Here is an 18,170-nt window from a genome sequence, read left to right as displayed (position 1 = left end):
TTTAGAAGAAGAAACTACTCTGCTTGCCAAACATTATTCTCTAAATTGACATCTGCCATTAATTGCGAAGGATCAATAACAATTGCTTTAATTGAAGACATTGGTTTGTTAATAGTAAAATTATAGGTTGGGTAAGCCCAAGCCCAGTCTTCAATAACAGTTCTTTCAATACCCTCATAAGGGTTTTCTTTTTCACCACGCATCATGCGTAACGGTGCATAAAAGGTTTCTCTAGAATCATCATTATATACCACTAAAATATCTATAGGCATTGGCATTAAACCAATACGTTCTAAAGTTACGTTAGTATTGTTTTCTGATGCAGCAACCTCTTTAATTGCGTAGTCAATAGTATTTGTTGTCTGTGTCCAATCGGTTAAATACCAATCTAATTCAAAACCAGACACTTTCTCTGCAACACGTTTAATATCGTTAGGCACTGGGTGTTTAAACTTGAACTCATCGTAGTATTGACGAATAGTTTCCATCAATTTATCTTGACCGATAACATAGCCCAATTGAGATAAAAATATAGAGCCTTTACTATATGCAGAAACACCATAAGCAAAGTTAAGAGCATAACGATCGGCATACGTACCTTGAGGCTGTTCTTTACCAGAAAGAGCTAAGTTTCTGTACCCTTTGTATGTACCCTCAAAAGGATTCTCTTTTTCGTAGTCCATTATTTCACTCATACAAAGTTTAGAAATAAAAGAGGTAAACCCTTCATCCATCCACTCATGTTTAGCTTCATTTGTTGCTAATATATGTTGAAACCAAGAGTGCGCCATTTCATGCGCCATAACACCAACAAGGCTACCAAATTTACGGTTACCAGTTATTAAAGTAGACATTGCATACTCCATACCACCATCACCACCTTGAATAACCGAATATTGGTCATATGGGTATTTACCAATGTTTTTGCTAAAAAACTGCATAGCCTCAACGGTTTTAGGTTGAAGGTTTTTCCAGTTCTCTAAAATTTCAGGATTGTCTTTGTAAAGAAAATGAAGCACAGGTCCGTCAGGTACTTGTTGAATATCATGAATGTATTCTGGATCTGCAGCCCACATAAAATCATGAACCATTGGCGCTTTAAAATGCCAGGTTAATGTCTTGCCTTTTTGTTTTTTGATTTTAGTGCCAGTTGTTTCATACCCATGACCTATCTCGTTTGGGTTTTGCAAATAACCTGTTCCACCAACGGTATACTCTTTGTCAATGGTCAATTTCACATCAAAATCTCCCCAAACACCTTGAAACTCACGAGCTATATATGGGTCTGCGTGCCAACCTTCAAAATCATACTCCGCCAATTTTGGATACCATTGGCTCATTGATAAAGCAACACCTTCTTCACTGTTTCTACCCGAACGTCTAATTTGTAAAGGCACTTGACCTTTGAATTCCATATTAAAAGTAGACTTTGCACCAGCCGCTATAGGCTTAGCCAAATCAACAACTAACACGGTTCCTTCTTCTGAAAAAGTAACCTTACTTCCATCTTGTGTTAAAGAGGTCGCATGCAGGTATCCTATTTCACTTTCGGTAAGAGAAGCAATTCTACTTTTCTTATCGGGAGTAGTCATTCTATCATCTGGATCTGCAATACTCTGCAGGCGAATATCCATTTCACTACCAGGTTGAAAAGCGTTGAAATACAAATGGAAATAAACACGTTTTAACTCATCAGGAGAGTTATTCGTGTATACCAAAGTTTGTGTGCCGGTATATTGAAAATTGTCAACATTCATATCAACCGCCATGGTATAATCAACATGTTGTTGCCAATAATCTGTCTTGTTTTGTGCCAGCAATCCTATTGAAAAAATTGCTGTTAGAAACGTAAAAAATGATTTAGTCATATGAGTTGTGTAAGTATTATAATTTAACCTGTTTTGCAGCTACTTTACTAGCTAAAACTAGTGCGTTGTATGCATTAGCAATTTTACCAGAAGTAGAAATTTCATCTAAAGAACCGCTTTTGCCCGTATTTTTGCCTAACACTACTTTCGTTTTAATAGGTAAACCAGATTGCAGAATTATTTTTTTCACTTGAGCAGCCGTTAAACTTGGGTATTGAGACATTACCAATGCAGCAACACCAGCAACACCTGGTGAAGCCATAGAAGTACCCGGAGAATATTCGTAATCGTTATTAGGGTACGTAGAATAGATATCTGTACCTGGGGCAAAAATATCAACGTTTATTTTACCATAATTAGAATAGCTTGCTACCAATTCAGAACCATATTTAGGATTCAAAGCACCAACTGTAATTACATTGTCAGCAATTTCTGGTCCGTTATTTATTTGATCATTAGGGAAGTTAGCGTTAATAGGATTGTCTAAATCAGCACCATCGTTACCCGCTGCGTGTACAAAAAGCACATTGTTATCTGCAGCATATTTTATGGCATCATTAACCCAATTAGCATTTGGAGAAAAAGACTTACCGAAACTACCATTTATTACTCGTGCACCATTATCAACAGCGTAACGAATACCTCTTGCAATATCTTTATCGTATTCATCACCATTAGGTACAGCTCTAATGCTCATAATTGCTACATTATTGGCAACACCGTTTACACCTTTACCATTATTACGTTCAGCAGCGATAATACCCGCTACGTGAGTACCGTGACTTTCATCATCAACTCTATTTTTAGGGTTTCCGTTACCGTAATCTACATCGGTAAAATCATAGGCATCATCACCTACAAGTTCTCTACCATTAAAGTCTTTATTAAGATTATAGTTAAGTTGTTCAGTGTAATATTTAAGTCCGTTAGTTAAATCTTCCAGTACACCCGGTATGGTTTCATTAATACCGAACATTTGATTAAGTATGGCAACATTACGTTGCATAGCTTCATCTGTAGCTTTGATAGTTGATAAATCTTGCTTAGTATAGGTGTCTTTCTTTAAATACTTCTTTACATCTTCATCTGCATTTTTTACAGCCTGATATATAGATTCATACTGCTCTTTACCTTGTAAAGCCTCATTGTATTTAGCATCTAATTTAGTTTTAGCTTTAGATAGCGTAGCGGCGTCACCAATGTTTAAACGAAGCATACGAACATATTCTAACTGCTCATTATATGACTCGCCTAAGAAATTATAACCGTGTATATCGTCAATGTAGCCGTTACCATCATCATCAATACCATTACCTGCTTTCTCTTTAGAATTTGTCCATAATACGTTAACAAGGTCTTCGTGATTTAAATCAATACCAGAATCGAGTACGGCAACAATTGTTTTTGTTCCTTTTCTATTTTTTATGATTTCGCTGTACGCTTTATCGACACTCATACCAGGTATAGTATCTGTAACTAAATCTAAATGTCCCCAGTTATTCTTTTCACTAGTAGTAAGATCAGAAATTTTTAAAGGCGTAGCATCTATGTTTTCAACTGGAGTAAGAACTAGTCCGCTTCCTCCAACTGATTTTGTGCTTCCACACCCGGTTAAGACCGCAGCTATTGATAATGCGAAGATTGATTTTAAATATGTATTTGTCATACTAGGGTAACTTTTTGTAATTTATTTATAGTTAAATATGATTGTGTATAGTTAATTGAAGAGTTCATTGAACGTATAAACCTGATCCAAACGAACACCTTTTTCTGTGTGCTTTAATGTACATAATTGATTATGTGCATCATGTTCAAAAAACAGATAATAATTGTTATCTGCAGCTTCGTTCAAGAACATCTTTTTTTCTGTCATTGTCATTAGTGGTCTAGTATCATACCCCATAACATAAGGCAATGAAATATGACCTACGGTAGGTATAAGGTCTGCCATATAGGCAATGGTCTTGCCTTGATATGAAAATTGCGGTAGCATTTGCTTTTCTGTATGTCCGTCTACAAAACGAATACCAAAACCTAGAGGACTATTTTTTAAAAATTCGCCGTCGGTATGATTAATAAAAGTCAGGTGACCACTTTCTTGCATTGGTATTAAGTTCTCTGTTAAGAAAGAAGCTTTTTCTCTTGGGTTGGGTTCAGTTGCCCATTTCCAATGTTTTTCATTGGTCCAAAATTTAGCATTTTTAAAGGCAGGTTCATATCCGGTTCTATCTCTGTTCCACTGAATGGCACCACCAACATGATCAAAATGAAGATGGGTTAAAAAAACATCGGTGATATCATCTCTATGAAAACCATGTTTTTTTAAAGAAGAATCTATGGTAAAATCGCCCCATTTATAGTAATAGCCAAAAAATTGATCAGACTGTTTATTACCCATGCCTGTATCAACTAAAATTAACCTATCACCATCTTCAATTAAAAGACTTCTTGCTGCAATATCAATTAAATTGTTGTTGTCTGCGGGATTTGTTCTTTGCCAAATTACCTTTGGAACTACGCCAAACATAGCACCACCGTCCAATTTAAAATTACCGGTTTCAACAGGATAAATTTTCATAAGGAGCAAAATAATAAAAGTGTATGAGATCCTAGAATTATTAAGAAAGTATTATCATTTAACCTTTAAAATATTAATACTTATTGAAGGTGTAAGTGGTATTAAATGAAAATAAGTTGTAAAAGTATTAGAGCTTAGACGATTGAACAAATATGCAAAAAACTAATCTTCTCGCAATAAATCACCAATAATATGGTGCGCCAAAGGTTTGATCAAATGTTTGTTAACAACAGGATAGTCTTTTCCTTTTTCAGAATCTAAAGTATCTATCGAAGAACTTAATATATATATTTTGCAGTGATTAGTAAGTGAGCCTGGTAACTTAACATATTCATCTAAAAACTCGAATCCGTTCATTCTTGGCATTTTAATATCCAAGAAAATAACATCAGGGTATGCTTCGGTATCGTCTACAATACTGTTTAAATGAGCTAGCGCTTCATGCCCAGAGGTCATGGTAGTAATTTGTGAAATATTGTCCTCTTTCGAAATAATGGCTTTATTTATGAAATTATCCACATCCGAATCGTCAATCAATAAAATATTTATATCCTTAGCCATATTATTATTTACCTGATTCATTTGGTATTTTTAAAGTAAACGTTGATCCTTCACCTATTTTCGATTTTACATCTATTGTTCCATTCAATTTAGACAGTACTTCTTTTACAATAAACAGCCCAATACCAGATCCCATTACCTTAGAAGATACCCTGTAAAACATTTCAAATATCTTTTCTAGTTGGTCATCTTCCATACCAACACCGTTATCTTTTATAATTAAAACCGCTTCTTTTTTGTTGGTTTTTACTTGGATCCAAATAGCGGCATCATTATTAGAAACATCATGATATTTAATTGCGTTAGATATAAAATTATTCAATATAATTGAAATTCTCTTACTATCTGATACAAATTTTACATTATCACTAACACTGACTTTTATGTTTATTTTATTGGTGTTTTCTAAATACCATAAACTCTCAAGAGAATGTTCGATTAAAGTACTAAAATTTATAGAATCTAACTTAAGGGTTAGATGTTTATTTCTAGAATATTCGATAATATCTTTGATAAAGTCATCTAATCTTTCGATAGATTTTTTCATCATATTTAAATGTTGAAATAACTTTGGGTCAATATCTTCAATCTGTATTAGTTGAATTAGTCCTAATACAGAAGATAAAGGGGCTCTTAACTCATGAGAAGCGCTGTAAACAAAACTGTCTAATTCTGAATTTGTCTTTTGAAGTTCATGAAATTGGGTCTCTAAATTACCCTCTGCCTCTTTTCTTTTTGAGTCATCAAAAATATTGACCAAATAACTATTTTGATCTTTCAAGCGCAGTGGGGCAATAGACATTATAAGGGTTTTCTTCACTCCGTTTTTAAGTTCAATTTTATATTCTTCGTTTATAATTTCACCTTCATTAATAAGTTTTTTCCAAAGTCTTTTTCGCTCCTTTAAATTGATGGTAATCTCTTTAGATTCTAAAATTATTTTACCAATTAATTTTTTCTTGGAGGTTTCTAAAATGGAATATGCAGTTTCATTAGCATCAATTACCTGTCTTTGTTCGTCTAAAATAAGCATACCCATAAGGTTCGTTTGAAAGGCTTTAGAGAATTTCTCTTGGCTTTCTTTTAATGCCTCTTCTGCTAATACGTTTTTGGTAATATCCATAGAAGTACCACGATATATAATAGGTTCACCATTATCGTTATATTCTACTTCAGAATAAGCTAAAAAGTATTTAATTGATTTATCTTTTAATTGAATTCTATAGTAATTTGGATTTGTATTGTCTTCATCTTTAATTTTTGAAAGTTTAGTGTCTACAAGACCAAGATCTTCTTTATAAATAATCTCTCTTAATAAAGTTGGGGTCATTACAGTGTTTGGGTCAACTTCATGAATGACATACATTTCTTTTGACCACTCGATAACATCGCCACTCATGTCCCAATACCAATATCCGAACTTACCAATTCGTATAGCAGCATCCATTTTAGACTGTAGCGAGAGTATTTCGTTATCAGCTTCTTTTTGCTTTGTGATATCAATGATAGTACCCCTATATTTAATAGGTGATTTATCTTCAGCTCTAACAACCTCCATTTCTGCAAGTATGTATTTAAAAGAGCCGTCTTTTTGAATTATTCTATATGAAATAGAATACGTATCAACATCAAACGTTACACTTTTTAGCAGCTTTCTGTGGCTTTCTAAATCATCTGGGTGCATTAAGCTTTCTATAAATGCTAAAGTTATTTCGGTATTTGGGTCTACATCATATATAGCGTACAATCTTGGTGACCAATAAAATTTTTCTGTACTAAAATTATAATCCCAATAACCAATTTTGCCAATGCGCATGGCAATATCCATCTTATTTTTTAGATCGATTATCTCAAAATCTGCCTTTTTCTGTTTCGTTATATCTATTACGGTACCTCTAAAGGTAACCGCCAAATTATCGGGGTCTCTAATAACTTCAACATCAACCATTAAATATTTGATAGAGCCGTTTTTAGCGATTATTCTGTATGTAAAGGCATGGGAAATTTTGTCAATAATTATAGCTTTTACATTTTGTCGATGCAATTCTAGATCTTCTGGATGAATAATAGTTTCAAGATATGCTATCGTTAAAGTTGCATCTGGCTCCAAATCATAAATAATGTACATTAAAGGAGAACAAATAAATGATTCGGTTTTTATGTCAAAATCCCAATATCCAATTTTACCAATTCGTATGGCAGCGTCCATTTTGCCTTGTAATTCAAGAATTTCTTTCTGAGTTTTTTTACTTTCTCTTAAATCAAAACCAATAGCACCTATCGCAATTGGTTGGTTAGTTGTTTTGTCTTTGATTAAGAAGCCAGAAAATTCTAGGGGAATTGTTGTTTTAGTTTTAAAATTTTTAAGAGGCACCTCTCCTGTCCAAAGACCTTTTTCTATTATGGTCGGCAATTGGGTATGCTCTATAATGTCTTTATAATCATCTTTAAAATAATCAAATATTGTGGTGTTTTTAAAATTAACATCACTAGGTAAATTTACCATTTTTTTACCTGCATCATTAATAAACAAAGGCTCTCCTGTTAAAGTTGCCAAGCCAATAAATCCAGGGCTATTTTCAATTACAGAAATTAATTTTTGTTTTTCTTGGTCAGCTTTTTTACTACTGGTAATATCTCTAAAGTATATAGAAAGACCGTTTGGCGATGGGTAAAGGTGATTTTCAATCCATAAATCAAATTTCTCGTGATATTGTTCAAAATAGGTATAATCTTGCTTTGCCATAACATTTTTGAAAATAGTTTGGGCTTCAGAATTTTTAAATTCGGGAAATTCATCCCAAACGTTTTTGCCAAGCATTTCTTCAATGTTTATACCTACTAACTTAGCAGCTTTAGCATTAATATCAATAAAGCACCATTCATGATCAAAAGCGACAAATGCATCTGAAATACGTTCAGTAAGTTGTTTATATTTTTTCTCGCTTTTTAAAATTTCCTGGTTGGCTTTTTTTGTTTCGGTTTGATCTATATAGGTACTTAGACTTAGTTTTTTACCTAAATATTCAAAGGGCTCAATTGACGTAATTAAATGTAATTTTCTACCTTTTTTAGATATGAATTCAACCTCAATTTTGTCTACCCTATCGGAACATGTAAAAGCATTGAGAATAGGATTTGTTTTTAACGTTTCATCAATATGAATTAAACCAAGTTCAGGAATGGTTTTACCCTTAATTTCTTCTAAGGAATAACCTATTAAATCTAAAAAATAAGAATTGGCATCTACGAAACGATTATTATGGTCTTTAATAACCATGCCGACAAAACGATTATTATATGCTTTACTGAATTTTACCAAGTTTTCTTCGGCTGCTAATTCAAGCTCCTTTCTTTCGGTAACATCTCTGATAATACCTAAAACGGTTGTCTCATTTAATTTTTTGGCACAAACCTCTCCGTAAAATAAAGTTTTGTCTTTTTTTACCAATCTTCTTTCTAAACGTACCGTTTTACCTTCTCTCATTTCAGAAAAACGAGCCTGTTGTTGGTTAGACTCTTCAGGTGTTACAAGTTCTTTTAAGTTTTTGGTTAACAATTCTTCTTTGGTGTAGCCAAATAACTGAATACCATAAGGGTTGATCTCTAGAATATTACCATCAAAGTCACTTAAAATAATAATATCAGAAGCCTCTTCTATTAGTAACCTATACCTCTCTTGACTTAATTTTAATAATGCTGTTTTTTCATCAACTAGCTTATTTAATTTTGTGGGCTGTCTCATTAGAAACCATGAGAGAATACCACATACTAAAGATAGTAATATGCCTAAAACAGCAAATAATACGGTGGTTGAATTGGCATTGCTATTATTCAAATAAACATATAATTTCCACTCTCCTTGGCTAGTAGTAAGTGGTAAGGTTGTAGCACCTTTTTTAGAAATATTTTTAGAAGAATAAAAGGTTTCTTCTGTTTGGTCAGAATTGATTTTTACTAATTGATACGAAAAATGCTTATTATCAATGGAGTCTAATTGCACAGCATTAATTACTGTGGTCAAACGTACTACTGCCGCCACAAAACCATTAAATTCTCCATTTTTATATAATGGTCTACGACCAATTACTCCTGAACCCCCTTGTTTCAAATAAATTGGTCCGGCGGTGTAGTAGTCTTTTTTTTCTATTGTAGTTCTAGCACCAAATTTATTATCCGGATCATTTAAAATGTTCAATCCTAAAACCTCATTTCCTTTTAAGGGGTATACATGTGTTATTACACCTTCTTTATTTACTAGTTCTAATGCATCAATACTATTGTTACTATTTAATAGCAGTTGAGCTACACTATCAAAATCATTAGGTATACCATAGTGTTCAACTATAAAGGCTAGGGTTTGCGTAGCATTAAAGCTTTGGCTCAATATATCTTGTAAGTCTATTTTTAATTTAGAAACACGTTGCTCAATTTCTTGTTGTTCTGTTTTTTGATGAAGCTGGTGTTTTTGAAAGGCAACGAATTGAGTTATAATTAACACGATTAAAAATGCAAAAAACCCATAAAATACTGGGTTTTTAAAGATAGACCGGGTGTTGGTATCAGACATTTTTATTAATATATATTATACAATATCACTTAACACTTTAGCATTGATAATAACAGCTTAAACCATCAAGATATACTAAGTTAAAAAAGTCGCTCTTATAAAGAGGTTTTTTCTTCGTGTTTTGTAAGATTTATTTTAGTGTAACTAATACACTTACCATCTACGCACTAGATGATAGTCTCTTTAGAAATTAGACTTTTTAAAAGTAACGATTAAAACTGTTTAACTAATTAGTGGTAAAATCAGCTTAAATATGGTGATTTTGGCTACTAACATGAAACAAAACAATACTAAACAGTTACGCTATCACAAAGAAGCTGATTGAGTTGTTTACCGAAATAGAGCATCGCCTTTATCTCTTTAACACTTAATAAACGTTCTTTTTTAAGAATTAAGATAGAAGTACCATTGGTTTCTATGTGATAATAGGGGTTGCTTTCTAAGAATAGAATAAGTTCATTGGTAAACAAATCGTGAATGTCTTCGGTATTCTCTCCACTTAAGAAAAAACGTTTATTAAAATCTTGATGGTTTTCTAATTCTATATCTTTAAACCCCGCCATGCCGTATACAAAATCTAAAAGCCCTTCTTTGTCCAAAGAAAATACGGGAATTTTATGTTTCAGTTTAATATGTAGAATAGTAGTTTTAACCACTTCTTTGGCAATAAACTCCCCTTCGTTAAATTCTACATCAAACATATGAAAGGTTTTGGTGTTATCGTAAAAGCTGTTGTAGAAGTAAGGAACTCTTCTATTTTTAAAGAAAATAAACTTGTTTAAAAACTTAGTTTTATCAGACCTTTTTGGCTCATAAGACCATTGATATTCCTTTGCCATTGTCTTTAAAAGGCGCTGTCTTTTGGTAAAGTATTTTTCTATAGAACCTAGTTTGTTGAACGGTAATATTTTTCTAATAGCAAACGGGTGCTTAGAGTCGGCACCATGCTTGTCCAAACCTATAATTTCAATACTCCCCTCTTTTTTTGTAAATGTATCTACATAGTTTTCTAAACCCTCCATAACCGTATGATCTACAAAGCTACAGTTCGAAAAATCTAATATAACACTTTCATTTTCTGGGATGATATCTAGCTTATTCTTTAGTTTATAAAAATTAAGAAAAGTGGCAAAATACTTAACGCTGATATAATAATTACCGGCATCTTTCTCTTTAAACATTAAAATATTTGGCTTGGTCAAATGATTTATAAAAAGAGATAAACTTCTATTCAATACTACATGAATAATGAAAGTAACCAATATACCCATCGCAATACCTGATATTAGGTTGGTAAACAATGTGGTCAAAAGAGTGGCTAAAAATATAATAATCTGTTCTTTACCGATGCGAGCAACTTTTTGTAGATTTTTCGGAGTCGCAAGTTTATAACCGGTAAACACTAATATCGCCGCCAAGGCAGCTAAAGGAATTCGTCTTAATTGGTCTTGAAAAAGCAATACAAAAATGACCAGAAATAAGGCATGAAAAATATTTGCAGATCTGTTCGTAGCGCCATTATTAACATTGACAGAACTTCTAGCAATAACGGTTACAACGTTAAGCCCTCCTACCAATCCACTAAGCGATGTGGCAAGCCCAAGAGCTTTAAGATCCTTGTTTACATTTGATCTTCTTCGTTCTGGGTCAAGTTTGTCTACCGCCTTTATACTCAATAATGATTCTATACTTGCTATAAGGGTAATGGCAAAAACGGTAGTTATGAAATCAAGGTCTAAAGCTTTTGAAAAATCAGGAAAAGCCAAGTTCGACAATACGTTGTCTGGTATATTAACCAAAAATTCTTCTTGTAAAGGGTAAGGTAGTCCCAATGAAACAAATATGTAACTGAACCCTACAGACAAAATTAGAATCCACATGGGTGCCGGTATCAGATGTAAATATTTATTTCTGATTTTAGAGTAATTCGCCATAATTAATAGGGCAATTACACCTATAGCTGCAGCGATAAGTTCTTCTATATGATAGTTTTGATAAAGAGCCATTATTCCCTCTGGAATCTGTAACAACAGAAGAATAATACTACCATGTTCATTATTATGCCCGATCATAATATGGAATTGTTTGGCTAGAATACCTAAACCAATGGCAGCTAACATGCCTTCAATAGCCGATGCAGGGAAGAAATCTGCTAGTCGCCCCATTTTTAGAAACCCTAGTAATAACATTAGAATTCCTGAAAAAACAATGGCCGCAAGTGTAAATAAATACCCAGCATAAAGATCACCAACGCCAAGGGTTGTAATAGCACCTAAAAGGACAATGACCAAGCCATTTCCAGGTCCTGTAATGGTTACATTAGAGCCTCCAAGAATCGACACAACAATACCGCCAACAACTGCAGCGATAATACCTGATATAGGTGGTGCCTCGCTCGCAAGAGCAAGCCCCAACCCAAGAGGTAAGGCTATTAATGAAACAACGAAACCAGAAAATAAATTCTTTGGAAGCGTGGCTATAAAGTTTGAATTATTATGCTTTTTAGCTGTCAAATTTATTTTCTAACAATTAATAAATCGGTTGGTAAATCAGATAGAATATATTCAATATCATGTGGAAATATTCGATCCCAAATACTTGTTTTTATAGGTGCGTTCATAACCAATAAGTCAGCTCTAACCACCTCGGCATAATGCCCAATAGAATACCCTCTTTTTCCAAAAATACTTTGTGTTTTTACCTTAATATCTTTGGTTATATTCTCTGGCAGTGAACGTACTATTGTGTTGACCCTAGAATCTTCTCTATGTCTAATACGTTGTTTAATAATGTTCGCCTTTTTTAAGGATCTATCGTCCTCTACATCAACTTGTATTTCTTTCGGTAAAATTTCTTCAACAATGGTTATTTGTTGTGCACCTAAAAGGCTCGATACATAAAAAGCATGTTCAATGGCCATAGGTGTTTCTGGAGCATCTAGACCGTTGACGACAATATGCTTACAAGGCACTCTTTTTTCTGTAGGTTTAATTAATAGCAGAACAGAGCAATGAACTTTACGCGTAAGTTTTCTGGCAATAGAGCCCACATAAAATTGAAACTTATTTTCATGCTGCAAGGCGCCTAAAATCAACAAATCAATTTTTAAATCAATACAAGTTTTGGTTATAATTGTTTCTGGATTACCTTCTTTCCAAACAACCTCTATAGTGTCATTAGACTGTTCCGTTTCAGAAATTATTTGATTAATCTTGGCAGATTTTTCAGCGGTCTTTTCTCCTACATGTAGAAGAATAAGTTTGCAGTTTAAGTAATATGCAATGCGGCTAGATTCTAGTATATTTACTTTGAGTGAAGGCGAAAATGCAAATCCGAATAAAATGGAATTATATAACTTGATAAGTAGTTGGTTCTAATGTTGTGCTCAACAAGATAGGGCTAAATAATTACAAGTGAATTGGCACTGTCCAAACTAGTACTCAAAAATGCACTGTTTCCCTTGGTCTTTATGTTATATAGTGCCGTTTAATTGTTATTTTTATACAAAATAAAATGTATGCTAGAACTTGCAGGAATTATCATTTTAGGAATACTTGCTCAATGGGTAGCATGGCGCTTAAAACTACCCGCAATTTTACCATTAATTCTTATAGGTTTAATCGTTGGTCCAATTTCTACATTGTATACCGAAGATCATTCTAAAATTATCGAGCCAATTTGGAACGGAACCAAGGGTCTTTTTCCTGGGGATAGTTTGTATTACTTTGTTTCTTTGGCAATAAGCATCATTTTATTCGAAGGCGGACTCACACTAAAGCGTTCTGAGATCAAAAATATTGGTCCGGTAATAACCAAGTTAATTACCCTAGGTAGCTTAACAACCTTTTTTGGAGCAGCATTGGCAGCCTACTTTTTATTCGGACTTTCATGGCAACTTTGTTTCTTGTTCTCAGCCTTAATAATTGTGACAGGACCAACGGTAATTACCCCTATTTTAAGGAATATTCCGCTTAAAAAAGACGTTTCTGCCATATTAAAATGGGAAGGAATTCTAATAGATCCTATTGGTGCATTGGCAGCGGTATTGGTCTATGAGTTTATAAGTGTTGGCGAAGGTCAAGCTTATACCATGACTGCATTAGTTGAGTTCGGCAAAATTCTGTTATTCGGTTTTACCTTTGGTTTCACATTTGCACACGCACTAACCTTTTTAATCAAAAAGAGCCTTATTCCACATTATTTATTGAATGTAGTCTCGTTATCTGTTGTATTGGGTGTTTTTGTCATGTCAGATGTTTTTGCACATGAATCTGGTTTATTGGCGGTGGTTGTTATGGGTATGGTAATGGGTAATACCAATTTGCCGAATATTAAAGAATTACTCTATTTTAAAGAATCATTGAGCATTCTTTTAATCTCTATACTATTCATTTTATTGGCTGCTAATATTGATATTTCAGATCTAGAATTAATTTATACTTGGAAAACCATAGTGCTGTTCTTAGCTATTGTGTTAGTCATTAGGCCGCTTGGTGTTTTCTTAAGTTCTATTGGTTCTAATTTAAAATTGAATGAAAAGCTTTTTATCAGCTGGGTAGGTCCAAGAGGTATTGTGGCCGCTGGTATTGCGTCTTTATTTGGTTCTAAATTAATAGCTAGGGGAGAGCCAGGAGCAGATTACATTACTCCGTTAGTGTTTATGATAGTTTTGGGTACGGTTTTATTAAATGCCACCACAGCTAGAATTTTTGCTAAACTAATAGGTGTCTTTCTTAATAAGTCTGAAGGGATTTTGATTCTAGGGGCCTCAAAAGTATCTCGTTTAATTGGAGAGTATTTACATAAAAACGACAGGCATGTAGTACTAATAGACAATAACCAGTCTAATATTGAAAAAGCAAATAAATTAGGATTAGAAGCTATATCAGCAAACATTTATTCTGATAATTTAACCGATAATATAGAACTTAACGATATTGGTTATTTGATGGCATTAACCGCAAACTCAGATATAAACAAGTATGCTATAGATAAATTTCAAGATGCTTTCGGTGAAAACGGTTCCTTTAGATTGGTAGATGCAGATGAAATGTCAGATCCAGAGAATAATCCAAAAGAAGGGTTGTTTTCACACACCGATGACTTTATTAAATTGACAGAAGCGGCACGAAAGTATCCGGCTATACATGAAATTGAACTTCACGATGCAGAGCATTACGAAGGTTTAATAGAAATAACAAAGGCCGATGCAGATATTGTTCCTTTATTTCTCTTAGATCCAGAAGGAGAAATACATATTATTACTGCATTTAGTAAAGAGTTCACAGACATTCAAAAAGGATACAAATTGGCATACTTGGGTAAAATGTTCCCTCTTGAAGACCCTGATAAGGAAGAAGCCAAAGAGAATTCATAATAGCACATTTTCACTCTTTTAAATGTTAAGCAATAGATTTGCTAAAGGTCTATAGCATCATTTTACTTCATCATTTTCAAAACTAATGGAAAACCAGTAGGCACAAATACGTTGTTTATGGTATTGTCTAAGAGCCCTTTCGGGGCTAGTTTTATCTCGAAAAATAAACTAACCATTTAAAATATTCGAGATGAAAAATTTATTAAAAACGGTGTCAATTATTGTATTATTTATTATCGTAGCATCATGCAATAAGAGCGATGTAAATAAGTGTGTAGCATGTAATGTAGAGGGAGTTGAAATCTGTGAAGAAGAGGCTGGTAAAATTAGAATTCAAAGTGATGGAGAAGCAATTGGAGATTTAATCACCCTACCAAGTGATTTTGAATTTAATGATGTAGCAGAGCAATTGTGTGCAGAGTTTGAAAGAGAATTCAATGCACTTGGTGACTGTTATGAGTGCTCGGGACCTAACGTTGAAGATTTTCCTGTATGCCAAGAAGGAGATGAAATTACTGTAAATGGGTCTATTGTAGAAGGCTTTGAAGGCCTATCATTAGAAACGGTAATATCATTGTTAGAAGAAAACTCAACAGATGAAGAAGTCTTTAGAGAATTGGCCTGCCAAAGAAATTAAATTTTATGCGGGTGTTCCAGTTGTTTTCTATCGCACATGTACTAATTAGCTAGTTCTCAACTAGAACACCCGTTTACACCTTTTTAAAAATACCCTCATACTAGAGATAGACCTAACTTATCCTTTTTTTATCCCAATTGGGCAGAATCTACTTTATAGAATAAGAGGTTGACTATAGTTTTACAGCATCAATCAAAAAACGACCAGTCATGAAACTAAAATCAACAATTCTATTAGTTGCGCTACTCATCACAGCAGTTACTATCGCTCAAAACACTATTACGGGTACTATAAGTGACCCATTAAAAACACCGTTGCCTTATGCTAATATAATTCTTTATCAGGTAGGTGAAGAAAAAGCTATAACCGGGGTAATTAGTAATGAAATTGGTGCTTACTTATTTGAGAATATTGCAAATGGCACTTATGTGATAGAGGCATCTGTTCTTGGATTTGAAACCAAAAAATCTGATAAAATTCAATTACCTCAATCAGAGTTAACAGTGGATTTTACGCTGAACGAAGAAACACAAAACTTAGATGAGGTTGTTGTAAAAAGTAAAAGACCACAAATTAAACAAACTGCAGAAAAGCTTATTGTTAATCTTGAAAATTCAGATATGGTGAATACCAATCTTCAAGACGTGGTAAAAAAAGTTCCAGGTATTATAATGACTAACGGTAATGTAAGTTATGCGGGTCAAGGCAATATTAGAATACTCATTAACGGAAAGACTACCGATTATATGGATACGGCAAGTTTACTAAGAGATTTGCCTGCAGATAATATTTCTAAAGTAGAATTGATTCAACAACCTGGGTCAGAATACGATGCTGAAGGCTCTGGGCCGATTCTAAACATCATTTTAAAGAATAATGTAAAACTAGGTACGCATGGCAATGTAAAGCAAATGGTGGGCTATGAGAATAGATTTGAGTATGCTACCAGTGCTTCAATAGCAAGCTATAAAAACAAACTTAATTGGCAATTAAATGCAGGGTATAGAAAATCAACTTCTAGAGATGATTTAACACTATCTCGTAAAGTTCTTGATGACACTTATGAGCAAACCTCAAAATCTGCTTTTGACCCAATAATCATCAATATTGGTACAGGTGTAGATTATTACCTAACAGATAAGCATTCAATTGGTATAAGTGGTAGAGTAGTTAACAGCAACTCTGACCGAATTTCTAATAACAATACTACAATATCAAGCGCAACATCAGACATTACCTTATTAACCGATAATAGTTTCGATAGAAATAGAAACATTAAATCTTTGAATCCGTATTATGAGTTCAAAGATGACAAGAATAAATTAGTACTAGATTATAATTTTGTGGACTATAGCTATGATAATGAAAATAATTTATATCAAATAGGAACATCGCAATTACAGTATGATAATAGGCGTTACTTTCAAGATGCATCATATAAGATTAACACCTATAAAATCGATTATAAGCGAACTGTAAATGAGAATTTTTCATGGAATGCAGGTGCTAAGTTTTCAGATGTAAAATCAGATAGTGACTTACAATCGTTAACGGAGGATAATGAAGGAGTTTTTCAGTTTCGACCAGCAGAAAGTAATCGGTTCTTGGTAGATGAAACTATTCTTGCATTTTACTCTAAAATGAACATAAAGGTTGATAAATGGAATTTCTCTGGCGGATTGCGTTGGGAAGAAAGTGACACCCAAGGTACCGCAACAACAACGAGTGAAACCAGAACTAGAAAAATTTCAAAGCTATTTCCAAGTGCAAGTGTTAGTAGAAAAATAACAAATGAAATTAGTGCAAATTTAGCGTACAGTTATCGTATTCAGCGGCCTTCTTATAGCTCACTTAACTCTTTTGTGTATTTCTATGATCCATTTACCTTTGAAGAAGGAAACCCTAATTTAAAACCTGCATTCACAAATAGTTACCAGTTTAATTTAACGTATGACAACCAACCATTTTTTAATATAAATTACAGAGAAACCTCAGACCAATTATTTGAAATCATAACACAGAACGATGCCTCGGCAGAAACCTCTAGAACCATGATTAATTTGGCTGATAATAAAAACTGGAGTTTTAGTTTTTTCGCGCCATTAGATTTTATAGAGAATATAGATGGTTATGTAGGTGTTCAAGCGAATCATAATGAATATACCTCTGAGAATTTAGAACCGATGTTAGACTTGTCTAAATGGAGCTTTACGGGTTTCGCAGGGGCTGAATATGAACTACCATGGGAAATCAACTCTGAAGTATCTACATACTATACTTCTGGCGGGCTAGAGGGCATTATCGAATATGACTGGCTTGCCGGTATTGATATTGCTTTTAGCAAAAGTTTTCTTGATGATAAATTAAAAGTAAGTTTAGAGTTCGAAGAATTGATTCAAAGACCTTTTAATGGGGTTGTAAAGTATGATAATGTAGACGCAACAGTGGTTTCAAATTGGGCAAGAAACAATGTATTTTTACAATTGAACTATAATTTCGGTTCTAAATTCGGAAAGAATAAAAATAGAGGTAATTCTTCAAAAGACGAGCAAGATCGTATTAAACAAGACAATTAATAC

10 protein-coding genes are annotated in these 18,170 nt (G+C 33.5%); 3 read left to right on the top strand and 7 right to left on the bottom strand.

Annotated features, from left to right (window positions below):
* Positions 1 to 14: 14 nt before the first annotated feature.
* The 7 genes from Q0871_RS04170 to Q0871_RS04140 form a co-directional block, all read right to left on the bottom strand.
* Positions 15 to 1,868, bottom strand: coding sequence for a M1 family metallopeptidase (locus Q0871_RS04170; RefSeq protein ID WP_299318230.1), 1,854 nt, complete (start codon positions 1,866 to 1,868; stop codon positions 15 to 17).
* A 16-nt stretch (positions 1,869 to 1,884) separates the two neighbouring features.
* Entirely contained in the window at positions 1,885 to 3,534 is a 1,650-nt protein-coding gene (locus tag Q0871_RS04165) for a S8 family peptidase (protein WP_299318227.1), read from the bottom strand.
* Between the two features lie 51 nt (positions 3,535 to 3,585).
* Positions 3,586 to 4,446 (bottom strand): MBL fold metallo-hydrolase, encoded by an 861-nt coding sequence (locus Q0871_RS04160; RefSeq protein ID WP_299318226.1) that lies wholly within the window; start codon positions 4,444 to 4,446, stop codon positions 3,586 to 3,588.
* 162 nt (positions 4,447 to 4,608) lie between these two features.
* The gene (locus Q0871_RS04155; RefSeq protein WP_299318223.1) at positions 4,609 to 5,028 is read right to left on the bottom strand and encodes a response regulator; all 420 of its coding nucleotides are present in this window, start codon (positions 5,026 to 5,028) and stop codon (positions 4,609 to 4,611) included.
* The gene (locus Q0871_RS04150) at positions 5,012 to 9,577 is read right to left on the bottom strand and encodes a PAS domain S-box protein (protein WP_299318220.1); all 4,566 of its coding nucleotides are present in this window, start codon (positions 9,575 to 9,577) and stop codon (positions 5,012 to 5,014) included. Before Q0871_RS04150 ends, Q0871_RS04155 begins: the two co-directional genes overlap by 17 nt.
* A gap of 290 nt (positions 9,578 to 9,867) precedes the next feature.
* Positions 9,868 to 12,090 (bottom strand): SulP family inorganic anion transporter, encoded by a 2,223-nt coding sequence (locus tag Q0871_RS04145; protein WP_299318219.1) that lies wholly within the window; start codon positions 12,088 to 12,090, stop codon positions 9,868 to 9,870.
* Between the two features lie 2 nt (positions 12,091 to 12,092).
* On the bottom strand, positions 12,093 to 12,776 hold the full coding sequence (locus Q0871_RS04140; protein WP_367275132.1) for a universal stress protein: 684 nt from the start codon (positions 12,774 to 12,776) through the stop codon (positions 12,093 to 12,095).
* A gap of 318 nt (positions 12,777 to 13,094) precedes the next feature.
* Here Q0871_RS04140 and Q0871_RS04135 point away from each other — a divergent pair, with 318 nt between their 5' ends.
* From Q0871_RS04135 to Q0871_RS04125, 3 genes are all read left to right on the top strand, one after another.
* The gene (locus Q0871_RS04135) at positions 13,095 to 14,954 is read left to right on the top strand and encodes a sodium:proton antiporter (RefSeq protein WP_299318216.1); all 1,860 of its coding nucleotides are present in this window, start codon (positions 13,095 to 13,097) and stop codon (positions 14,952 to 14,954) included.
* Positions 14,955 to 15,144: 190 nt separating this feature from the next.
* A complete protein-coding gene (locus tag Q0871_RS04130) occupies positions 15,145 to 15,591 on the top strand; it encodes a hypothetical protein (RefSeq protein ID WP_299318213.1) in 447 nt (148 codons plus the stop codon).
* 209 nt (positions 15,592 to 15,800) lie between these two features.
* A complete protein-coding gene (locus Q0871_RS04125) occupies positions 15,801 to 18,167 on the top strand; it encodes an outer membrane beta-barrel family protein (RefSeq protein WP_299318211.1) in 2,367 nt (788 codons plus the stop codon).
* The last annotated feature ends 3 nt before the right edge of the window (positions 18,168 to 18,170 follow it).

Source organism: uncultured Maribacter sp., assembly GCF_947500985.1.
GTDB lineage: Bacteria > Bacteroidota > Bacteroidia > Flavobacteriales > Flavobacteriaceae > Maribacter.
Note: the sequence above shows the minus strand (reverse complement) of the source record. Positions and strands in the feature narration are given on the sequence as shown.